This window comes from Solibaculum intestinale (assembly GCF_040096205.1).
GTDB classification, from domain to species: Bacteria; Bacillota; Clostridia; order Oscillospirales; family Acutalibacteraceae; genus Solibaculum_A; species Solibaculum_A intestinale.
On sequence record NZ_JBBMFD010000022.1, the window covers coordinates 19,607 to 42,442 of the forward strand.

The 22,836-nt window shown below is 55.0% G+C and carries 19 protein-coding genes and 1 pseudogene; 15 read left to right on the forward strand and 5 right to left on the reverse strand.

Going from position 1 to position 22,836, the window contains the following annotated elements:
- Positions 1–27 precede the first annotated feature (27 nt).
- The 10 genes and pseudogenes from WMO26_RS10945 to WMO26_RS13645 all read left to right on the forward strand — a co-directional run bounded on the left by WMO26_RS10945 (position 28) and on the right by WMO26_RS13645 (position 13,129).
- A complete protein-coding gene (locus tag WMO26_RS10945) occupies positions 28–1,884 on the forward strand; it encodes a hypothetical protein (protein WP_349220394.1) in 1,857 nt (618 codons plus the stop codon).
- 169 nt (positions 1,885–2,053) lie between these two features.
- The gene (locus tag WMO26_RS10950) at positions 2,054–5,407 is read left to right on the forward strand and encodes a hypothetical protein (protein WP_349220395.1); all 3,354 of its coding nucleotides are present in this window, start codon (positions 2,054–2,056) and stop codon (positions 5,405–5,407) included.
- 111 nt (positions 5,408–5,518) lie between these two features.
- On the forward strand, positions 5,519–7,444 hold the full coding sequence (locus tag WMO26_RS10955; protein ID WP_349220396.1) for an InlB B-repeat-containing protein: 1,926 nt from the start codon (positions 5,519–5,521) through the stop codon (positions 7,442–7,444).
- Positions 7,445–7,666: 222 nt separating this feature from the next.
- Complete coding sequence (locus WMO26_RS10960; RefSeq protein ID WP_349220397.1) at positions 7,667–9,151, forward strand: LPXTG cell wall anchor domain-containing protein; 1,485 nt, start codon at positions 7,667–7,669, stop codon at positions 9,149–9,151.
- 167 nt (positions 9,152–9,318) lie between these two features.
- Positions 9,319–11,154 carry an LPXTG cell wall anchor domain-containing protein gene (locus WMO26_RS10965; protein ID WP_349220399.1) on the forward strand — a complete coding sequence of 612 codons (1,836 nt, stop codon included), beginning with the start codon at positions 9,319–9,321 and terminating at the stop codon, positions 11,152–11,154.
- A gap of 188 nt (positions 11,155–11,342) precedes the next feature.
- Positions 11,343–11,471: a hypothetical protein gene (locus WMO26_RS10970; RefSeq protein ID WP_349220400.1), complete on the forward strand. Its 129-nt coding sequence runs from the start codon at positions 11,343–11,345 to the stop codon at positions 11,469–11,471.
- A 108-nt stretch (positions 11,472–11,579) separates the two neighbouring features.
- Complete coding sequence (locus WMO26_RS13635; protein ID WP_353963372.1) at positions 11,580–11,906, forward strand: recombinase family protein; 327 nt, start codon at positions 11,580–11,582, stop codon at positions 11,904–11,906.
- Positions 11,797–12,021 (forward strand): annotated as a pseudogene (locus WMO26_RS13640) (recombinase family protein); the annotation flags it as partial. The gene WMO26_RS13635 and the pseudogene WMO26_RS13640, both read left to right, overlap by 110 nt.
- A complete protein-coding gene (locus WMO26_RS10975; RefSeq protein ID WP_349220401.1) occupies positions 11,967–12,899 on the forward strand; it encodes a recombinase family protein in 933 nt (310 codons plus the stop codon). The pseudogene WMO26_RS13640 and the gene WMO26_RS10975, both read left to right, overlap by 55 nt.
- Before the next feature lie 68 nt (positions 12,900–12,967).
- Positions 12,968–13,129 (forward strand): DUF4368 domain-containing protein, encoded by a 162-nt coding sequence (locus WMO26_RS13645; RefSeq protein WP_494338191.1) that lies wholly within the window; start codon positions 12,968–12,970, stop codon positions 13,127–13,129.
- 265 nt (positions 13,130–13,394) lie between these two features.
- Here WMO26_RS13645 and WMO26_RS10980 read toward each other — a convergent pair whose 3' ends face one another.
- The 4 genes from WMO26_RS10980 to WMO26_RS10995 form a co-directional block, all read right to left on the reverse strand.
- Positions 13,395–14,420 (reverse strand): rod shape-determining protein, encoded by a 1,026-nt coding sequence (locus tag WMO26_RS10980; RefSeq protein WP_349220402.1) that lies wholly within the window; start codon positions 14,418–14,420, stop codon positions 13,395–13,397.
- 83 nt (positions 14,421–14,503) lie between these two features.
- Complete coding sequence (locus tag WMO26_RS10985; RefSeq protein ID WP_349220404.1) at positions 14,504–15,364, reverse strand: ComF family protein; 861 nt, start codon at positions 15,362–15,364, stop codon at positions 14,504–14,506.
- Positions 15,365–17,578 (reverse strand): SF1B family DNA helicase RecD2, encoded by a 2,214-nt coding sequence (gene recD2 / locus WMO26_RS10990; protein ID WP_349220406.1) that lies wholly within the window; start codon positions 17,576–17,578, stop codon positions 15,365–15,367.
- Between the two features lie 69 nt (positions 17,579–17,647).
- Positions 17,648–17,995 (reverse strand): hypothetical protein, encoded by a 348-nt coding sequence (locus WMO26_RS10995; RefSeq protein ID WP_349220408.1) that lies wholly within the window; start codon positions 17,993–17,995, stop codon positions 17,648–17,650.
- Between the two features lie 207 nt (positions 17,996–18,202).
- Here WMO26_RS10995 and WMO26_RS11000 point away from each other — a divergent pair, with 207 nt between their 5' ends.
- From WMO26_RS11000 to WMO26_RS11015, 4 genes are all read left to right on the forward strand, one after another.
- Entirely contained in the window at positions 18,203–18,550 is a 348-nt protein-coding gene (locus tag WMO26_RS11000) for a cupin domain-containing protein (RefSeq protein ID WP_349220409.1), read from the forward strand.
- Between the two features lie 255 nt (positions 18,551–18,805).
- Positions 18,806–19,165 (forward strand): DUF2089 domain-containing protein, encoded by a 360-nt coding sequence (locus WMO26_RS11005; protein WP_349220411.1) that lies wholly within the window; start codon positions 18,806–18,808, stop codon positions 19,163–19,165.
- A 28-nt stretch (positions 19,166–19,193) separates the two neighbouring features.
- Entirely contained in the window at positions 19,194–19,580 is a 387-nt protein-coding gene (locus WMO26_RS11010) for an SHOCT-like domain-containing protein (protein ID WP_349220412.1), read from the forward strand.
- A gap of 10 nt (positions 19,581–19,590) precedes the next feature.
- The gene (locus tag WMO26_RS11015) at positions 19,591–19,854 is read left to right on the forward strand and encodes a hypothetical protein (protein WP_349220413.1); all 264 of its coding nucleotides are present in this window, start codon (positions 19,591–19,593) and stop codon (positions 19,852–19,854) included.
- Between the two features lie 87 nt (positions 19,855–19,941).
- Here WMO26_RS11015 and murC read toward each other — a convergent pair whose 3' ends face one another.
- A complete protein-coding gene (gene murC, locus WMO26_RS11020; protein WP_349220415.1) occupies positions 19,942–21,348 on the reverse strand; it encodes a UDP-N-acetylmuramate--L-alanine ligase in 1,407 nt (468 codons plus the stop codon).
- A gap of 176 nt (positions 21,349–21,524) precedes the next feature.
- Between murC and WMO26_RS11025 the strand changes: the two genes are divergently transcribed.
- Positions 21,525–22,721, forward strand: coding sequence for a CCA tRNA nucleotidyltransferase (locus tag WMO26_RS11025; RefSeq protein ID WP_349220417.1), 1,197 nt, complete (start codon positions 21,525–21,527; stop codon positions 22,719–22,721).
- Positions 22,722–22,836 lie beyond the last annotated feature (115 nt).

The window sequence follows — 22,836 nt, forward strand, 5'->3', positions numbered from 1 at the left end:
TTTTATTTGCAAAGGAGAGAATGAAAGATGCCAAGAAAAAAGAGACTGTTTGCGCTGCTGCTGTCCTTATGCATGGTACTGGGAATACTGCCGGCGACTGTGTTTGCGGCAGGAAAATATGTGCCGGAAAATCCTCGCTGGTCGGGATACGCAAACCAGGTAATGTGGGATAAACCTGCCAACGCATCAGGCAGCACGTATCTTGAGTATGAGGCGCAGTTAGTACTGAACGGCCAGGTGCTCCAGACGGAAAGCGTTGAGATAGACAGGTGGGTGTTTTTCTCTTCGGAGAATATCACACAGTCGAAAGATGCGTATACGCTTAAAGTACGAGCCAGGACGATTGACATTGTCGGTGACCCGGACGGCCAATATACGGTAACAGGTCGGGGTGAATGGGGCGACTGGGCAGTCGGCGGCAATACCGGCGGTGGAGTAGATCCTGATCCCCAGCCGCATGAGCACAGTTATGGAGGCTGGAAGAGCGATAAAACCCAGCACTGGAAAGAATGCAGCTGCGGCGAGAAAACCGAAGCGGGAAGCCACACCTTCGGCGAGTGGACGGTAACACCCCCCACCACAGAGGAAACAGGTTCCAGAGAGCGCACCTGCTCCACCTGTGGATACAAGGATATCGAAACGTTGCCTGTCCATGAGCACGGCATCCATGACGAGACATGGAAATATGACGAAACCGAGCACTGGCAGGAGTGTTCCTGCGGGGAAAAGCTCAATCTGGCCGACCACACCTTCGGCGAGTGGAAAGTAACTAGGCCCCCCACCGAAACCGAAGCGGGTTCCAGGGAGCGTACCTGCACGGTTTGCGAATATGTTCAGACCGAAACCATTCCGATGCTTGAACATGAGCACAGTTACGGTGGCTGGCAGAGTGATGAAACCGAGCATTGGAAGGAGTGCCGCTGCGGCGAGAAAACCGAAGCGGGAAGCCACACCTTCGGCGAGTGGACGGTAACACCCCCCACCACAGAGGAAACAGGTTCCAGAGAGCGCACCTGCTCCACCTGTGGATACAAGGATATCGAAACGTTGCCTGTCCATGAGCACGGCATCCATGACGAGACATGGAAATATGACGAAACCGAGCACTGGCAGGAGTGTTCCTGCGGGGAAAAGCTCAATCTGGCCGACCACACCTTCGGCGAGTGGAAAGTAACTACGCCCCCCACTGAGACCGAAGAGGGTTCCAGAGAACGTAACTGTACGGTTTGCGAATATGTGCAGACCGAAACCATTCCGAAGCTTGAACATGAGCACAGCTATGATGGCTGGCAGAGTGATGAAACCGAGCATTGGAAGGAGTGCCGCTGCGGCGAGAAAACCGAAGCGGGAAACCACACTTTCGGCGATTGGACGGTGACAAAGAAACCCACCACAACCGAGGAAGGTTCGCAGGAGCGCACCTGCGCCACCTGCGGATACAAGGATATCGAAACATTGCCTGTCCATGAGCACGGCATCCATGATGAAACGTGGAAATATGACGAAACCGAGCACTGGCAGGAATGCTCCTGCGGGGAAAAGCTCAATCTGGCGGACCATACCTACGGCGATTGGGATGTAACCAAGGAGGCCACTGAGACCGAAGCGGGCTCCAGAGAGCGCGGCTGCACGGTCTGCGGATACATGCAGACCGAAGTCATCCCCGCAACGGGAATCGGAGATCCCACCGATCCGGCTGACCCGACAGAACCCACGGATCCCGCCCAGCCGGTGAAGCCGCAGGATCCTTCCGACGCCACCGACAACCCCCAGACCGGGGACAGCAGCAACATGATGCTGTGGGTCAGCCTGGTGCTAACCTCCTGCGGCGGTGTGCTGGGGATGCTGTTCTACAGGCGGAAAAAGGCGGCGGCCGGGAAATAAGGCTGAGGGATAAAACAAAACCGGCAAAAGCGTCTGAGGGCGGGCTTCGTGCGAAGGCCACAGCCCGCCCCGACGCAGCTGGCGTCGTTTTGCAGAAGGAATATCCCTTCTAACCTTTGGTATGCACCAAAGGTTAAACAATCTTATTTTAATAAGGAGGAGAAATACAATGCAAGTTAAAAAGAGGCTGTTTGCGCTGCTGCTTTCCCTGTGCATGGTGCTGAGCATACTGCCGGCGACGGTGTTCGCAGCAGAGGATCCGCTGCCCGCACCGCAGAACCCTCGCTTTGAAGGGACCGTTGCCAAATGGGATCCGGTAGAGGGCGCAGCATCATATAATGTGGTACTTTACAGAGACAACCAACCTATCTCTTATCGCAGTGGAGGTACTACAGAAATTGATATAGCCGATAGTCTCACCATGATTGGAGAGTATTACTTCACCGTTGTAGGTCTTCGTGAAGGGGAGAGTTACGGACCGCAGGATACAAAAAACCCCAACGGAGTGGGCACAAGCGGGAAGTTTGTTATTGAGGGGAGCAAAGAAACCGACCCCTATGAGCCGCAGATCATAGACAGCATGGCGCTGGAGGTAGACGCGCCGGCAGAGGGCAAGCCTGCGGATTTCAGCATTCAGAGCCAGGAGAGCGCGCCTTATGACGTAGGGGGAATAGGCTGGTATAAGTGCGCCGCTATTGACGATACAAACGCTCTGGACGTCTTGAGCGAGGGCGATACTTTTGAAACAGGCTGGTACAGGCTGTACCTGTCCGTATGTATGGATTTCAACTATACCGCGACAGAGGATCTTGTGGTCTCCCTGGGCGGCGCAAAGCCGGAAAGGCTGACCGTTGACATACGAAGCGAATCATTGGTGGCTGTGAGCGCATGGTTTGCCATTGACCCGCCTGGTGAGACGCAGGAAATTACCAGCCTTGCTTTTGAGGAGATTCCCGTCCCGGAGGCAGGCATCGATTTTGGCCAGGCGGAAGATACCATTGAAAAGCAGGTGGCGCAGTCCCATGATGAGCAGGTGAAGATTTACAGTGCCAGCTATTACGAATGGAGCCAAGGTCCGTATGACGACCATCCTGTTTGGAATTCAGTATTTTCTGGAGATGAATACAATGAGTCCCTCGCGTACGGCGTCCACATGATCCTGTACGCCCAGACCGGCTGGTATTTCGGGGATACGCCGCCGGAGGTTACGGTAAACGGCGAAAAAGCGAAGGTCATATCCCTGGATCCCTACAGAATCGAGGTGTTCATGCAGTTTGGGGACATAGTCGTCGATTATATCTCCATAGACAGTGAAATATGGCCGTATGATGAGCAGGAAATCCACATGGAGCCGGATAATTTTACAGTAAGCTACAATCTTGGCGCGCGCGCCGAATCGCTGTTCACAATCAAGGACGCCCGGCTGCAAATTAAGCGCGAAAACAAAGGAGAATGGCAGGATCTGACGGAGGAGGATACGCATTTCAGCGCAGAAAACGGGTATACCTTTTATGCCGAAGTAGAGGCGGCGGACGGCGTGGTGTTCGCGTCGGATGCCAGAGGAACCATCAACGTAGATGGAGAGGCGACGGTTACCGTGTCACCCGACGGGAAGAGCGCAACGCTGATACACGACAACGGTCTTAAGGTTTACAGGAAAGCCTATGTGCGGACGACCAGATTCGAAAGCTTTCCTGACATGACAGATATGGAAACAAAGGACTACCAAAGCGTACCCCTGACGATGAATGCGCCGAAGGCGGGTGATAAAATTGAAGATCCGGCGCTTGGAACCCCGGGCGGCAGGGAGGTTGCAGAAAATATGAGTGTAACTTACAGCTGGAGCGAGGTTCCCTATGTAGGCGCTCAGCAGCCTGTCAATAGAAGCCCCGAAACCTTTGAAACAGGTAAAACCTATATGCTGGAAGTCAACGTCATAACTAGCATATACTCCAATTATTATGTTCCGGATGATTTTGATATTGAATTTATTGTGGATAAAAACGGAAATACGCTCCACTATGCGCGTAAGGACTCCGAGATGTATCTCAGTCATAACTGGAAAAAGATCTTTTTCTGGTTTACAGTCGGCGATGTTGGGGAGCCGGAAGTGGTAGAGCAAATCGACATTACCGGGCCTGAAGATCTTGTCGGACTTTTGGGGCAAGAGGATATCTGGTCTTTAAGTTCAGAACAGCTAAGCAATTTTAAGCCTTCCTCAGATGCCTTTGTAATCGATGACGGCGAATGGGTCTGGGACTCTGATTCCGGAGGTCATCTGGAGCTGGATTTGCTGGTAAACGGCGGGTACAGGTTCGGGCTTATGCCGCGGCTGGACTTTTCCTATAACAATGATTCCGGCAGAATCGTCTGGGATAACAGCTTAATTTGGCATGACGAAATATTTCAAAAGGTTCAGGTGATCATTTATCCTTCCGGTGCTGAGCCGCACACCCATGCATACAGCGAAGAGTGGAGCTCGGACGAAAACAATCACTGGCACGAGTGCAGCTGCGGAGCAAAGGCGGATACGGCGGCCCACACTTATGGTGACTGGAAAGTAATCAAGGAAGCCAGCGAAACCGAGGCGGGTTCCAGAGAGCGCACCTGCACGGTCTGCAGTTATAAGCAGACAGAGACGATCCCGGTGATCGGGCATGAACATAGCTACAGCGAAGAGTGGAAGTCGGACGAAAACAATCACTGGCACGAGTGCAGCTGCGGAGCAAAGGCGGATACGGCGGCCCACACTTATGGTGACTGGAAAGTAATCAAGGAAGCCAGCGAAACCGAGGCGGGTTCCAGAGAGCGCACCTGCACGGTCTGCAGTTATAAGCAGACAGAGACGATCCCGGTGATCGGGCATGAACACAGCTACAGCGAAGAGTGGAAGTCGGACGAAAACAATCACTGGCATGAGTGCGACTGCGGCGCAAAGACGGACGTGGACGCCCATGCCTATGGCGACTGGAAAGTAATCAAGGAAGCCAGCGAAACCGAGGCGGGTTCCAAAGAGCGCACCTGCACGGTCTGCGATTATAAGCAGACAGAGACGATCCCGGTGATCGGGCATGAACACAGCTACAGCGAAGAGTGGAGCTCGGACGAAAACAATCACTGGCATGAGTGCGAGTGCGGAGCAAAGGCGGACGTGGACGCCCACACCTATGGCGACTGGAAAGTAATCAAGGAAGCCAGCGAAACGGAAACGGGCTCCAGGGAGCGCACCTGCACGGTCTGCAAATATGTGCAGATCGAAACCATCCCTGCAACGGGAACCGGAGAGCCGGTTGAACCCACCGATCCAACAGAGCCCACTGACCCGACTAATCCGACAGAACCTACCGATCCGGCTGATCCAGCCAAACCCGAACAGCCGGGCAAGCCTTCTGAGCAGACAGAAAACCCGCAGACCGGGGACAGCATCAATATAGCGCTGTGGATCAGCCTGATGCTGGCTTCCTGCGGCGGCGTGCTGGGAATGCTGTTCTACGGGCGGAAAAAGGCGGCGGCTGGGAAATAGCCCGTCTGCCTAAAACCAACCGGAAAAGCCGGCGGGAAGGGTGGACGGAACCGGGAATCTGTCTCCCGTCCGCCCTTCCCCGGCTGGACCGGCATGAAACGGAGGCGTTTTATGAAAAAACTGTTTGCGGCGCTGCTGACGCTCTGTATGGTGCTTGGGATGGCCGTCCCGGCCTTTGCGGCGGAAGGCCCCCTTACCATCCGTTTTTACTACGGCGGCGCGGACTACGGCAGATACCAGGAAGGCTGGATTGACGTCGGTAATATTGACACCGGCGCCGGCCGGTTCTATGCGGCGATAGACTTCGGGGATGAGGAAATTGGAGGGGACATCAATCCTGCGGACAAAAGCATCACCGGCAGCCATGACCTTATCAGTTCAGCACGGCTGTATTATGATGTGGAGATTGCGGACAGCTCCAGCTTCTCCGTTGCGCTTCCCAAGGGTCCGAGCTACCACTACCCCGGCAGCGAATACAGCCCGCCCGAGACCACCGAGTTTGCCGCATGGGTGGTGAGCGACGGCAACGGCGGGTATAAGGAGCTGGAAGGCTCCGTCACGGCGGAGGACGTCCGAAACGCGACCGTGACGGACGAGGAAGGAAAAAGAGTCGCCGTGATCAAAGCGGCTTTTCCAGCGATTGTCATAGACAAAAACGCGCTGACCTATGAAGAGACTGGACATCCGAAATACGCCGTCATCTTGCGGGCCAATGGAGGAACCTTTGCGGAGGACGGCAGCGACCATTTGTATGTGTGCCCGCAGTCGCTGGAATATTCCGCTCTGAACGACTTTTTCGTCGAAGCAACCTGTCCCAAGCCGTCAAACGGCGATATGGTGTTCGCCGGCTGGTACAAGGACGAGGCCTGCACCGACGGGCCGGTCACCTATCTGAGCATTAACGATGATTTGAAGGAAGAGCCCGACTACGCTGCACCCTATTCGCCGATGGATTTGTACGCAAGGTGGGAGCCGGCCGGTTTTGTGCCGGGCAATATATCCACGCCGGCGGAGGAGCCAGGCGGGCCTTCGGAAAACAGTGCCCCCGTCCCTTCGGAAAACAGTGCCCCCGTCCCTTCGGAAAACAGTGCCCCCATCCCTTCGGAAAACAGTGCCCCCGCCCCTCCGGACGAAGGAAACAGCAACCTCCCATTTGCCATCGGCGCGATTACCGCCATCCTGCTTTTGGGTCTGGTGACTCTGCTGTTCCTGCTGTGGAAGGGCCCCGTTACCCTGAGCTTTTACTACGGCGGCGCGGACTATGGCAGTTACAAGGACGGCCTGGTGAATTTGGGCCGTGTGGACACAAAGGCAGGCAAGCTCCAGGCGGTTTACCGCTACCTTGACCCCGAGACGAAAAAGTGGAAAACACTGGTCGGAACGATCAATCCGGGGGATAAGAGCATTGACAACGACGACCCGCAGCTTCTAAAGGGCAAGCTCTATTACAACAGGAAGCCGTTTCTCAGGCTTAAGTTTTCTGTCCCCCGGCCGGACGGCGTGGACTATCACTTCCCCGGCGGCGAGGGCGCCGAACCAGTCACCGTAAGCTTTGCCGCCTGGATGGTAAAGGACGGAAACGGCGGCTACAAGGCCCTGGAGGATCCGGTCACATCCAAAGCGGTAAAGCCTGCCGTGGAGACGGAGAAAGGCAGGCGGCGCAAGGTTCTCGTCACAGCGGCGTTCCGTTCGGAAATGGCAGACGAGTATGCCTTGAATGACGAGAACGGGAATCCCCGGTACGCCGTCAGGCTGCACGCCAACGGCGGGGCTTTTGAAGTGGACGGGACCGATCTGCTGTATATGAAACCGCGGTCGCTGGAATTTGCAGACCAGGAGATTTTCTATGTGGAGGCTACCTGTCTGAAACCGTCGAGCAGCGGCAAGGTGTTCGCCGGATGGTACAGGGACAAAGCCTGCACCGCCGGCCCGATAACAGGACTCAGAATCCTTGAAGAGCTCAAAGAGCGCCCCGTCAGGGAAGCGCCCTACGCGCCGATAGACCTCTACGCCAAATGGGAGACGCAGGAAAGCTGAAAACGCAGAAGAGATATCCCTTCTTTATGCTTTGGTGAATACCAAAGCATAAAGAATCTTAACTGCGGCAGGGAAGGTTATTCGTTTCGCCCTGGCTGCCTGAACCGGCGCACCGGGGAACGGATGGCATAGAAATACACAGAAAAAGGCGGTGATACCCCAAAGAGAACCATCAAATCGTTTATTCACATGAATTTTATCTTGAAAGGAGCAAAATCAATCATGAAGCGCAAACTTCTTGCAGGGTTGCTGGCGCTTTGTATGGCTATTGGAATGGCTGTGCCGGCGTTCGCGGCGGGAGGCCCCCTGACCCTCAGCTTTTACTACGGCGGCGCAACATATGGCTACTATGAAATTGGCTGGGTTGACGTCGGTGATATTGATACCGAAGCCGGCCGGTTCTATGCGACAATACGCATTGGGCATGTGGAAAACGAAGGCGAGGAGCCGGTGTATACCACCATTGAAGGCGATATCAATCCGGCGGACAAAAGCATCTCCAGCAATGATGAAGATATCAATATGGCGCATCTGTACTATGATGTGGAGGTTGCGGACAGCTCCAGCTTCTCCGTTGCGCTCCCCAAGGGTCCGAGCTACCACTACCCCGGCAGCGAATACAGCCCGCCCTCTTCCATCGAATTTGCCGCATGGATGGTGAGCGATGGAAACGGCGGGTATAAGGCGCTGGAAGGCTCCGTCACGGCGGAGGACGTCCAGAACGCGATCGAGACGGACGAGGACGGCAACCGAGGTGTCTTTATCACAGCGGCCTATCGTTCGGAGATCGTGGACAAAAACGCGCTGACCTATGAAGAAACCGGAAATCCGAAATACGCCGTCGTCCTGCGGGCCAACGGCGGAACCTTTGCGGAGGACGGCAGCGACCATTTGTATATGAATCCGCAGTCAATGGAATTCTCCGGTCAGGATGCCTTTTTCGTGGAGGCCACCTGTCCCAAGCCGGTAAACGGCGATATGGTGTTTGCAGGCTGGTACAAGGACGAAGCCTGCACCGATGGGCCGGTCACCTATCTGAGCATTTACGAGGACCTGAAGGATGACCCTTACGGCGCCGCACCCTATGCGCCGATTGACCTTTATGCCAAGTGGGAGTCTACAGGTGGTGAGAGCAGCGAAGCCGTTAAGGATTTGACTGCTTCCGATACCGGCGTTTCCATCTCCCTGACCGACGGTGTGCCGGAGGGTGCAGAGCTTTATGCCGACACCATTGCGCAGGAAAGCGTGCTGGGAAGCCGTCCGGAACTGAAAGATCAGCTGCCGGGCCTGCTGTCCATTTACGACATCAGCGTTAGAAAAGACGGCAAAGCTCTGGAAATCAAGGATAACCCCATGACGGTCAAAATTCCGCTGAACGACCATTTGAAGGGCTACCAATATTATCAGGCGGTATATCTGGGCGAAGAACTGGAACGCTTTGACGCGGCGGTGGAAGGCGACTTCCTTGTGTTCGAGACTACCCATTTGGACCAGTACGCCATCCTTGGTTCCAACACACCGTTTGAAACCAGCGCAGAACAGGACGGCCAGCAGACTGGTACGGGCGATCAGCCTTCCGACACCACCAATCCTCAGACCGGGAACAGCAGCAATATGATGCTGTGGATCAGCCTGATGCTGACCTCCTGCGGCGGTGTGCTGGGAATGCTGTTCTACAGGCGGAAAAAGGCGGTGGTCGGGAAATAAATAAACGAAAACGAAACCGGCAAAAGCGTCTGAAGGCGGGCTTCGTGCGAAAGCCGCATCCAGCCCGCCCCGGCGCAGCTGGCGTCGTTTTGCAGAAGGAATATCCCTTCTATCCTTTGCTTTACACCAAAGGGTAAACAATCTTATATGACAAGGAGGAAACTATCATGAAGAAAAAATTGATGGCGATGCTGCTGACGCTTTGTATGGTTCTCGGAATGGCCGTGCCCGCGTTTGCGGAAAACGGCCCCTCGTCCGGCGAGATGAGCGCTGCATGGGTACAGCTCTATAACGAAAAAGAGGAAACATCTCAACTCCTCTACGCCAACAGCGGCGAGACCGACACGGTGACAGGCGCTGTCTATGACAGAGCCACCAACACCATCACCCTGACAAACTACAACCACCCGGACATGACCCTTTCCACCAACGAGATGGGCGACGATCTGAAGCTTAAGCTGGTAGGCGAAAACCATATTTCCGCCCTGGTGGTATGGGGCTTCGGCTGGGGCGGCAACCTGGAAATCATCGGAGACGGCTCGCTGACCATCAATGAGAACAAAACATCTCAGACCGCGGCTATCCAGTTTATGGCGGAGGGAACACAGGGCTTGCTCAAAGTAGGCCCGGACGCTACTGTGACGGCTTATAAGAGCGCAGGCGAAAACGCCTATTCGGCGGCGTTTATCTCAACAACGTCTAAGTCGGTCCCGTTCTCCGGCAATCTGGAAGCAGAGCTTGCTCTGACAGCCGATTCCGGCGTTGAGGGGGAATATGAGTTAAGTGAAAACGTCATTGTAGAAGACGAATATGACAAGACATTTGCGATTGTCACCAAAGACGATGACAAAAAGGAATACGGCATTTGGTACACTCAACGTGGCAGCGACAGCGATTGGTCAGTTTTGGTGCCTGTGGCTTATATTTACGAGCTGGTAAAGGTAGACGGCCTTTCCAGCGGAAATGAATACCTTGCCGTTCAGGTAGGTGAGGGCGTAGATGGCGTTGAGGAAGGTGAGATGCCCGAAGGATATACGCAGGATCCTGAAGGAAAAACCATAAAGGCAAGGGCTGCCGATGTAACAACTATGACAGTGCTCAAAAAAGGCGAAGAAACTTTTTATTGGGGAAGAGATGAGGTTACATTCCCTCCGGAAGGCGGGGTTGGAACAAATTGGTATTCCGTTTACAAGGCTCTTGATTGTAAGCTGACAGTAAGTGATTTCTTTGGTACAATTACCGGAAAAGTTGTAGTTCCTGTAGAGGGAATGCGAAATCTGACTGACGATGCACAGGAGATTCCGGTAGGGTACGAGATAACCATGGTAAAGAACGGATTGTATAGCTATTTCTGCACCAACGATGTAATCAAGGTTTCCTCGTCCGGAACGTCTACCGATCCGGGTACTGACCCTGGAACAAAACCGGGTGAGGACAGCGGGACCAAAGAGCTGACTGCTTCCGATACCGGCGTTTCCATCTCCCTGACCGACGGCGTGCCGGAGGGTGCAGAGCTTTATGCCGACACCATTGCGCAGGAAAGCGTGCTGGGAAGCCGTCCGGAACTGAAAGATCAGCTGCCGGGCCTGCTGTCCATTTACGACATCAGCGTTAGAAAAGACGGCAAAGCTCTGGAAATCAAGGATAACCCCATGACGGTCAAAATTCCGCTGAACGACCATTTGAAGGGCTACCAATATTATCAGGCGGTATATCTGGGCGAAGAACTGGAACGCTTTGACGCGGCGGTGGAAGGCGACTTCCTTGTGTTCGAGACTACCCATTTGGACCAGTACGCCATCCTTGGTTCCAACACACCGTTTGAAACCAGCGCAGAACAGGACGGCCAGCAGACTGGTACGGGCGATCAGCCTTCCGACACCACCAATCCTCAGACCGGGAACAGCAGCAATATGATGGTATTGGTTGTCGTTATGCTCATGGCCGGCGCCGGAATGACCGGCACCTTAGTTTACAGCAGAAAGAGAAAGCACAGCAGATAATTGAACGCATAATAGACCGGGGTACGGATATTCGGTATCTGTACCCCGGTTTTTTATCCCTGTTCAGCTTCCGTCATACTAATAGCAGAAGGCAAAGCCTTCAAGAAATCAGCCGGAAACCCAACAGGGTAACACAGGACGGGCCTTTTCGCAGAAACAAAGAAGATATCCGGCGGAAAGGAGGCCAGATGGAACACAACGGGAAGGAGCCGCAGGAGTGCCTTTATCTTCCTACCATAGGGACGGGCAGCCTGAAAAGCCGTCTGCTGCGCCTGATGGAAGCGGATATGGAGCGGCAGGAGAAGGGGAAGGGCTGAAGCCTTTCCCTTTTTCCCTGTCCTGTGGTATGGTATCCTTACCTTATGACAGGTTTCCCCTGCTAGAAAGGAGCGTAACATGCAGGGAAACCAAACAGAAAATATACATTGCTCTATGGTCGGTTATCCAACGAGGACAGCCGGGAAGGCACCAGCCTGAGCATACAGCACCAGGAGGAAATGCTGCGGGACTATGCGGCAAAACAGGGCTTTTGCAATCCCTTGTTTCTGTATGACGACGGCGTTTCCGGGATAAAGAGCAACTACCCCGGCTTCCAGAAGGTGCTTGCCATGATACGGGACGGGCAGGCCGCCTACGCTGATTGTGACCGACCTGACCCGCCTGTACCGCAACCAGTCGGAGGCCAACAACCTGCTGGAAATCGTGTTCTCCTCCTTGGACCTTCGGTTTATCGCCATTACCAACAACTATGACAGCGCCACCGACACGGAGAGCGACGAGGATTTAGCCATATTCTCCAACCTGTTTAACGAGTGGTATCCCCGGCAGACCAGCCGGAAGATGAACGCCGTTATCCAGCACAAGGCGGAAAAGGGGGTGCGGATTGCCTCCGTTCCCCCTATGGTTACCAGAAAGACTCGGCGAACAAGTTCAAAATCATTCCAGACCCGGAGGCGGCGGAAAGGGTGCGGTATATCTTTCGGCTGTGCACTTCCGGCATGGGGCCGGAACAGATTGCAAAGCGTTTGCAGCGGGAAAAGGTGCTGGTGCCTACGGAATACGCCTACCGCAGGTTTGGGCGGGGCCATTCCAGCCGTAACCCGGATTTTCCCTATCGGTGGCAGAACAGCACGATTGCCCGTATTCTGGAAAACTCGGACTATATCGGCATACAGACAAACTGCAAGACGCACAAGCCGTCCTACAAAAGCGACCTTGTGGTTGAGGTGCCGGAGGAAAAACGCTACAAGGTAGAAAACGCCCACGAGCCGATTATTGACCGGGAGCTGTGGGACATTGTGCAGCGTGTACGGGAAAACAAGAGGCGGTCCACCAAACTGGGGGAAATGGATATGCTGGCGGGCGTGGTACAATGCGCCGACTGCGGCAGCACCCATTACCTTTGTCGCTGCGGGAGCTGGGACGAGAGCCAGTACAGCTATTTGTGCAGGCGGTATCACAGGCACAAAGAGACATACACGCCCCACACGGTAAAGGCGAAGCAGTTGCGGGAAACGGTTCTAAAAGCCATACAGGGCGCTTGCGCGGCGGTACGAAGAGACCGGGAAGCGTTTACCGCCCATCTGACAGCGAAGAAATCCGGGCAGTTGAAAAAGGAGCTGGCGGCAAAGCGGAAGGAACTGGAACAGGCGAAAACCCGGCAGGCGGAGCTTGACAACCTGATAGCGGCCACCTTTGAAAAGCTGGCAACCGGCATACTGACAGACGGGCAATTCCAGCAGTGAAACGGACGGTATCTGGCGGAGCAGGAAGCCTTGAACGGGCATATTAGCTTGCCGGGCAGCAGGACGAACTGGACAACGTGGGGAACTTCCTCGCCATTGTTAACCGGCATTTGGAGGTGTCGGAGCTGAGCCCGGAAATCCTGGGGGAGTTTGTCCACCATATCACGGCGCTTACAGGAAAAAGTTTTACTCACAGAAGATTGACATTCGCTTCAATTATATTGAGATAATACAATAAGCGCAGGACACATTTTTGCGTGTCCTGCGCCATCAGAATACTTCACTTCCCTATCAAGCCTGTGCATTGTACAGGCGGGTTTTTGTTTCACCGGCGTTAGATGGAGGCATTCCCCGGTCCTATGGCTTTTCTCAGCGATAAATGGTCTTCCCACGGCTTAAATCTTCTGCTTTCCGGGCGGTTTTGGCCGCAGCAAACGCAAAAAAGCCTATCCTTCAACCGCGAACCGAAGGATAGGCCTAAAATGCTCGGATGGACTATTTGCGAAGATCCTCTACAGTACGGTAGTTGTATACGCCGCCCTGAAGCTGGTCGATGTAAGGGAGAGCCTCGCCGGTTCCCTTGACCACGCAGGAGATAGGATCTTCCGGAATACGAACCTGCACGCCGGTTTTTGAAGTAATCAGCTCGCTCATGCCGCCCAGCAGCGCGGAACCTCCCGTCACCACAATGCCGTCTGAGAAAATATCTCCGATCAGTTCCGGAGGCGTCTGTTCCAGTACGGCTTGAATGGCCGACATTAGGGTTTGCACCGGTTCTTCGATGGCTTCCATAATGTCGGTGGAGGTCACCTCCACTGCCTGAGGAAGGCCGTTCATGGCGTTGCGGCCCTTTGCGATGGCCATGCGCTCCTCGTTCAGCGGATAAACCGTACCCGCTTCGATTTTCAGCTTTTCCGCCATACGGTTGCCGATGTGAATGGAGTACTTGCGCCGGACATAGCGGATGATAGCTTCGTCAAAGTCGTTGCCCGCCACCTTGATGGATTCGGATACCGCCACCCCATAAAGGGAGAGTACCGCAATGTCGGTGGTGCCGCCGCCGATGTCCACCACCATGCTGCCGTGGGGGGCGGAAATATCCACTCCTGCGCCGATGGCCGCCGCCACCGGTTCCTCTATCGGGTATACCCGGCTGGCGCCTGCGGCAAGAATGGCGTCCAAAAGGGCGCGCTGCTCCACGCCGGTAACCCGGCTGGGCATACACACCACCACCTGGGGCTTAAACAGTTTATTGCCGCACACCCGCTTGAGAAAGGCGGTGAGCATCTGCTCGGCCAGATGGCAATCGGAAATGACGCCCTGATCCAGCGGATAAACCGCTGCGATTCCCTTGTGGGTGCGGCCGAGCATTTTATGGGCTTCGTCACCGACCTTTAAAACCTCATCGGTGTAGGTGTTGGTCGCCACCACCGACGGCTCGTTGAGTACCACGCCCCGTCCCTGAATGTAGATCAGAGTGGTGGAGGTGCCGAGATCAATTCCAATATCCGAGCCGAGCATATGTTTTTCACCGTTTCTCCGCGCCAGATTTTTGTGAAAAAGCCGCCTGCTTTGCGCGGCAAACAGGCGAATTGAAAAGAAGCTTATGCAAGCGGCTCGGTATGGTTACCCTTGCCGATTTGTGCCATGGGTTTTACGCCGGCGGGCTTCGCCGTACCTACTTGAGAGGAATAGATTCCCTTTGTTACCAAACCCACAGGACTCTTTGCATTATACGACATTTTTATGGCTTTTACAAGCGTTCTCGCGCGGGTTACGGTACAAACCACGAAAAAAACTTCCCTTGCCCCGGCCTCCTTGAGCACTTTAGCGCATTCGTTGAGGGTAGCGCCGGTGGTCATGATGTCATCCACTAGAAGGACTGCTTTTCCCGTTACCGCTTGGGCGTTTTCGACGCCGTACGCGCCCAGCACGTTGGACCACCGGTCCCGCGCGCCCATGGAATGCTGAGGCGGGCAGTCGAGAACCTTCGAAAGGGCGTCGGCGGCGAAAGGTTTTTCCAGCAAAGCGGCCACCTGCTGGCCCAAAAGCTCCGCGTGGTTATAACCCCGCTTTTTGAGCGTGCTTTTCCCGGCCGGCACGCAGCACACCACGTCTGCGGGGTTGCCGCCGTATTCCCGCACCACCGCGTCGTACATCTGAGCGCCCAGCACCGCCGCCGCTTCCGTGCGTCCGTAAAACTTCAGCCGCAGAACGGCGGACTTGGCCCGGCCTTCATAATAAAAGGGAGCGACACAGCGGCAAAACTGATAGCGCTTGCGGCATTTGCAATAGGGCAGCCCTCGTCCGCAGGTTTTGCAGATGGGTGCCTGAACCCACGCCAGCTTCTTCACACAGTCGGGACAGATGGTTTCCTTTGGGGAGATCACCGCGCTGCAAAACGCACAGCGCCTTGGATAGATCCAGTGCAGGAAGGTGGATTTAACGCGATCGAAAAATCCCAATTATGCATCCTCCTCTCTTTGACAAAGAAAGGTCTTCAGCCCAGAATACCGTTTGGTTTTACGGTTATTATGCACCATATCGGCGACGATCTGTGCCTGCCCGACTAAAATAAGCAGGGTTTTCGCCCGGGTAACCGCCGTGTACAAAAGATTGCGATAGCTCAGCAGAGGCGGCACCGAGAAAAGAGGCAGAATGACCGCCTCAAACTCACTGCCCTGGCTTTTGTGCACCGTGGTGGCATAGGCAAGCTCCAGGTCGACGGCGGCCTCCGCCGTATAAAGCGCCACCCGGTCCTCAAACCGGATGGTCATGCTGGCGCTGGCCCGATCCACCTCTTCGAGTACGCCGATGTCGCCGTTGAATATCCCTTCTCCCTCAGTGCCGTCGTCCCGGGTCCAGGGGATGGAATAGTTGTTTTTGATCTGCATGACCTTATCGCCCTGGCGGAACAGGACGGCGCCCACCTTGATTTCCCGCTTTCCGGCATCGGGCGGATTCAGCGCCTCCTGCAGCCGGAGATTGAGCTGCACCGTACCCGTTTCCCCTTTGCGCCCAGGGCAGAGCACCTGGATTTGGGCAAACGGGGAATACCCGTAGGCGACGGGCAGACGGGCGGAACACAGGTCGCACACCGTTTGTACCACCCGCTCGGGCGTCTGGGCGGGGAGAAAGAAAAAGTCGCTGTCCTTTTTCGTGAGCTCGGGCAGCTCTCCGCGGACGATCTTGTGGGCGTTTGTGATAATGGTGCTTTCGCTTGCCTGGCGGAACACCTCCGTAAGCGCTACCACCGGCAGCAGCTTCGAGTCAATCAAATCGCCCAGGACATTGCCCGCGCCCACCGGCGGCAGCTGGTCGTTGTCTCCCACCAGGATCAGCCGGCAGCCCAGCCGCAGCGCCCGCAGAAGGCTTTCAAACAGCAGCGCGTCCACCATGGACAGCTCGTCCACCACCACTGCGTCGCAATCGAGAGGGTTTCTCTCGTTGCGGGAAAAAACCGGCCGGTCGTTCTGGTCCCACTCCACCTCCAAAAGCCGATGGAGAGTCTTGGCTTCCTTGCCCGTTACCTCGGAGATGCGTTTGGCGGCCCGGCCGGTAGGGGCGGCGATGACTACCTTTTCGCCGTTTTCCTCCAAGAGGCGGATGATGCCGTTTAAGGTGGTGGTCTTACCGGTGCCGGGTCCGCCGGTCAGGATAAGAAGCCCTTTGTTGAGCGCCTGGTCGATGGCGCTGCGCTGCAGGGGATCGAACGTGATCCCCATCTGCTGTTCGATCATCGAAATGCCCTCGTTTACATCGGAGCAGGGGGGAGGGGTGAACTGCAGCATCAGCTTGATGCGCCCGGCGGCGTAGGATTCTGCCCGGTGGGCATTTGGCAGAAAGACAAATGAACCGTTCGGAAATTCCTCTTCCTTGAGCTCCATCCCCTCGATCATCCCGCTCAGCGCTGCGAAGCACAATTCCTCCTCCACGCCCAGCCGCCCGGCCGTTACCTCGGCCACCTTCTGCAAAGGCAGGCAGGTGTGGCCATTGCCGAAGTTATGCCGCAACACATAGAGAATGCCCGCCTTAATACGGGTTTCGTCGTCCGCCGGGCGTTCCATCGACCGGGCAATTTCATCCGCCCGGTCAAAGCTGATGCCGATGCCTTCCACGCAGAGGTTGTAGGGGCTTTCCCGCACCTTATCCACCGTCGAGGATCCCCATTTTTTCCAGGCGTTCATGGTTTCGTTGGGAGTCAGTCCATACTGAGACAGGCTAACCATGGCTTCCCGGATCCCGAACTTTTGGGAATAATCTTCCCCGATGGCCTTGGCCTTGGCGAGGGAAATTCCCTTGATTTCACTTAAGCGCTCCGGTTCGTTTTCGAGGATCTGGAGTGTTTTATCGCCGAACTTCATCACGAGCCTGGAGGCGGTGGACGGGCCGATCCCCTTGACTGCGCCCGAGGACAGGTACCGCAAGATCGCGGTTTCGCTCACCGGCTGGGAGCGTTCCATATATTCGGCTTTGAACTGGGCACCGAAGTTGGGATGGGTGCCCCAATGGCCCAGGAGCTTGACTTCCTCTCCTGCGTAGACCTCCGGCAGCACCCCCACCACCGTCACCAGTTCCTCATAGGCCTCCAGCTCCAATACCGTCCAGCCGGAAACCTCGTTGCGGAAGGTCACCGTATTTACCGTGCCTTCCAGGCGTTCCATATCGTCCCTGTCCATTTGCTCGTCCCTTCCGCATGTTAGATGATACATCAATAAGTATAAGCCAAAGCGCTGCGCTTGTAAACCTCAGGACGCCAAGGTATCCTCCAGGATGGTGCAGAGCTCTTCCTGGGCTACCAGTTCGGCGCCCAGCTCGCTGCAGAAGAGCCGGCACAGCTCATAAGTGTCTTTATCCATCCCGCAGTCCACGATAAATACCAGCGTCTGGCGGGTGTCCGACCATTTTGCCCGCGCCACCGCGCTGCGGATCATATATTCCACGTCCTCCCGGTGCCCGGACAGCGGGACGGTGACCACCATGCGAAGCCCGCGTTTGGGCTTTAATAAGGCGAATACGATCATACGGATGACATCTACGATTCCCAGTATGGAAAAAAGAAGAAAGATCAGGCTGGCAATGGTTTCGGCTGACATATGAAAAACCTCCCGGTTGGCCGCGCTGCCTGTACGCGGCAAGATCAAAAGGGCCCCTTCGTTCCAGTCTATGAAAAATACGCCCGTTTGCCAGTCATTTTCCCAAAAAAGAGAGGAAAAATGGATTGCCTGCAGAAATCGAGCGGATTCGTTGCAGCCGAAAACAAATCGGTGTACAATGATGGACAAAGAAAGGAAGTGTATTTTATGGCAGGAAATCAGCAGCGAGAGGTCCAGCGGGTGGAACAGATGGCCGGCGGTAAGGGCCATGTCTTGATTGAACGCCTTCTCTCAGAGAAAGAGCTCGACGGCAAATGCCGCATGTACGCAAAGGTGACCTTAGAGCCCGGCTGCTCCATCGGCTACCACGAGCACCATAAGGAAAGCGAAACCTACTATATCCTGTCCGGTACCGGCCGGTACCAGGATGACGACCGCTTCGAAGAAGTGGCCGCAGGCGCGGTAACTTTTACCGGAGACGGCCATGGTCATGGCCTTGCGAACACCGGAACGGATAACCTGGTGTTCATGGCGCTGATTATTTTGGGCGATTAAGAAGAAGGCTGGGACAATATTCCGATTGTCCCGGCCTTCTTCTTTTTAGGTCAAAACCGTGCTTTTCTTTTCCTTCCTTTTGACAAAGGAGGAAGACGGAAAAACGTCCTTCTTAACGGAAAAATTTCATACAAAAATTGTGTTTTTCTACATTTGAATTAAATAAATTAATTATAAAATTAAAAATATTAATTTTAATGTTGACATTTTTGATTATAGGGTTTATATTAATAGCAGCAGAAAGGAAGTGATGGCGTGAATCAGGTGATTAGCCGATGCCCGGTGTGCAGCCGCGAATTGACCGTGACCAGGCTCAGATGCGATTCCTGTGATACGGTGATTGAAAATAACTTTAGGCTCAGCAAATTTGATTATCTTTCGGACGAGGAGCTGTATTTCACAGAGACGTTTCTTCGCTGCCGGGGGAATATCAAAGAGGTGGAGAAGGAACTTGGCATCTCTTATCCCACAGTCCGCTCCAAGCTGGACGCGGTCATCAAAAAGCTTGGCTATGATGCCGGGAGCGAGGAACGGGCGGTTCGAAAAGAAGAGATTCTCAAAGCCTTGGAAAACGGAGAGATTACGGCGGAACAGGCCATTGCGCAGCTAAAATAACAGCCAATTGAAAGGGAGGCATACAGGTATGGATGAAAAACTGAGAGTACTGAAAATGGTAGAAGAGGGTACGATAACGGCGGAGGAAGCGGCGGAACTGATGGCGGCCATGCAGGCAGACCTGCCGGCGCAGGAAATGAGGGTGGTCAAAAACAGCTATGACAAAAAGCTGTTTCGTGTTCTTGTTGACAGTACCTCCGGGGATAAGGTAAAGATTCAGTTTCCGGTCGGGGCCATCAAAAAGATACTCAAAGCCACGGGGAAGCTTCCCATCCCGGAGAAAGACCTGCAGGGCGTGGATCTTTCCAGCATGATGGACGCGGTGTCCGAATGCCTGGATGAAGAGATTGAAGGAGATTTCGTCAATGTGGAGGCGGCGGATGGAACCACGGTACGAATCTTTGTGGACCAATAAGAGAGAAGCAATGAACGTAAAGGTAAGAACCAAGGACTTTCGTCTTTTTTTGCCTGTGCCGGTCTCTTTGGCCGGATGGGCGGTCCGCTGGATTCCGGAGCGAGTTTTCGAAAAAATGAGAGAAAACACACCCGAGCCTTACTGCGCGCTGATTACGAAGGAATCGGTATGCATGCTCCTGCGCGAATGCGTGGGGGTATTGAGGGAAAACAAAGGGCTGGAAATGGTCCATGTGGAGGCGCAGGACGGTACCTTTGTCTCCGTCAAGCTTTGAGAGGCCTTTATCGGACTTAGAAGAGAAAATGAGCGGCGGGCATTTGCCCGCCGCTCATTGCTTTTTCAGAAGCGGTTTCCCTTAGGCTTAGGCGGTTTCCTTGGCCGCCGCCAGCCGGTCGCGAATCATCCTCGTACATTTATAAATGTCACCGCCGCCCATGGTCAAAACCAGGTCCCCGGGCTCTGCGTGCTCCGCCACATAATCGGCGATGGCCTCAAAGGTAGGCAAGCATACGCTGCCCGGAATGCGCTGGGCCAGGTCTTCCGACGAAATGCCCCAGGAGTTTACCTCACGGGAACCCATAATAGGCGAGAGAATCGCATGGTCGGCCAGGCGGAGAGTCTGGGCAAATTCTTCCAGCCACATGACTGTCCGCGAGAAGGTGAAGGGCTGGAATACCGCCCATACCTTTTGATGATGCAGGTCTTTGGCGGCCTGGAGGGTCGCCTTAATTTCGGTGGGATGATGGGCATAGTCGTCCACCACTGTTACCCCGCCAAACTCGCCGTAGATTTCAAACCGCCGTCCCGCTCCACGAAACTGGTCGATGTTCTGCTCAATGTCCTGCGGCGTGGCGCCAGCCTTGAGTGCGGCGGCGCAGGCGGCCAGGGCGTTTAGCACATTGTGCCGTCCCGGAACGCCCAGGCGCAGATGGGTAACCTTTTCCCCTTTGTGCATCAGGTCAAATTCGTAATAGGACCCGTCAAACCGCTCTAAATTTTCGGGATAATAATCGTACCGGTCGGCAAAGCCGAAGGTGAGGATTTCTTTGCCTTCCATGCCTTCCATAGCCTTGGCTACATTTTGGTCCTCGCCGTTTACAATGAGCGTACGGGAAGTAATCCGGGCAAACTTATGAAAGGACTTGATGATGTTTTCCAGAGTACCAAAATAGTCCAAATGGTCGCTGTCGATGTTGAGAATAATAGAAATATCCGGTGAGAGCTGCAAAAAAGTGTCCACATATTCGCAGGCTTCGCAGACCATCAGATCGGTTTTGCCCGCGCGGCCGTTGCTTCCGATGGCCGGCAGCCGGCCCCCGATCACGAGAGTCGGGTCCAGTCCCGCCCCCAGCAGCACCTGGGAGAGCATGGAGGTAGTGGTGGTCTTTCCATGGGTGCCCGAAACGGCTACGGCCGTTTCATACCGGCGGGATACCATTCCCAAGAGCCGGGAACGCTCCAAAATCGGGATGCCCTGGTCGATGGCTGCTTTGAGCTCCGGATTGTCGAGCTTGACGGCTGCCGTATAGACCACCAACTGGGTTCCTTGGATATTTTCCGCCTTGTGCCCCATAAAGACTGGAATGCCCAGGCTGCGGATGCGGGCCAGGTTATCGCTCTCGTTGACATCTGAGCCGGTGAGCTGATAGCCGCGGCTGTGGAGAATTTCCGCCAGCGGGCACATGCCCGATCCGCCGATTCCAACAAAATGGACCCGTTTGACTGTATTTAAAATCTCATCTGTGATCGGTTTAGACACTTCTGTCATGGTTGGCACCTCGGTTTTCTCAAAATTATGTACCTTCCTATTATATGACAATACGACGTTGAAATAAACAAGTATTTTGCGTTTTTTCGAGTTAGCGTCAAATTATTGAGAGAGTTTCCCGTTGTACCGGCGGGGGATGACTGGTATAATAAGAAAAAAGCAGGGAGGGGAGATCAATGCGGCTGCCGGATGCGGTGCTTGCCTGTATAAAGACGCTCCAAAAAGCGGGATATCAAGGATATGCAGTGGGCGGCTGCGTGCGGGATTGGCTGTGCGGCCTTACTCCCAAGGACTACGATGTAACCACCTCCGCCACTCCCGCGCAGGTAACCGCCCTATTCCCGAAGGTAGTACCCACGGGGTTACAATACGGGACGGTTACTGTTCTCTTTGGGGAAGAACCGGTGGAAGTTACCACCTTTCGGGCGGAGAATGGGTATTCGGACGGGCGGCGGCCCGATCAGGTCCGCCTGATCGACAACCTGACCGAAGACCTGGCACGGCGGGATCTGACCATCAACGCTATGGCCTTTTCTCCTGCTGCCGGGTTAATCGACCCGTTCGGCGGGGAGAAGGACGTCCGCCGGGGAATCATCCGGGCGGTAGGGGACCCGACGGTGCGCTTTGAAGAGGACCGGCTGCGGATTTTGCGAGCTTTCCGGTTCGCCGCCACTCTGGGCTACCGGCTTCATCCGGATACCTTAAAAGCCGCGCTGCAAAAGGCGGAAGGCCTTTCCTCGGTCAGTGCCGAACGGGTGACGGCAGAGCTGATGCGCGCGCTGACCGGGAGCTTTCCCTCCCGGCTGAGGCCGCTTGTGGAAAGCGGCGGGCTGCTTCCCTGGGGAATCCGACCGGTTTCCACGCTGTTTGCCTTGGATTTCACATCGTCCCAAAGGGCTGTGCGCCTTGCCGCCCTGTGCCTTTTGACCGGGTCGGACCTGGAGGAACTGGGCCTTCGCCTTCGTCTGGACCGGCGCACTTACAAGGAAGCGGCCGGGCTGCTCCTTGAAGTGTCGCAGCCGATTCCCACTGCCGAATACCAGATGCGCCGTCGCCTTTGCAAAGCAGGCCCCACCCTTTTGTCCTGTGCCCTGCGGTTGCGGGGAGACCTTTCTTCCTCTGACGCCCCCGCTGCTGCGTCTGCCGCACAGATGATGAGACGGATTCTCCGCCGGGGAGACCCCTATCGGTTGGAAATGCTTGCGGTTACGGGAGAAGACCTCATCCAGGCTGGTCTGGTTCCGGGTCCCAGAATCAAGCGCACGCTGCTGGAATTGCTCGATGCGGTTTTAGAAAATCCGGGCTGCAACCAAAAGGAGACGCTGCTGTGCTTGGTCCATGCCCGAAAGAATAAAGAAAGTGCACTGCGGTGAGAAAGGAAATACAGGCCCGGAAATTTTTCAGGCCTGTATTTTGGCTTGAGCGCTTTGGAAGAACATCTGCCGTGTTGCAAAGAGAACCCCCGTGTGGTCACAGCTGTGACCACAC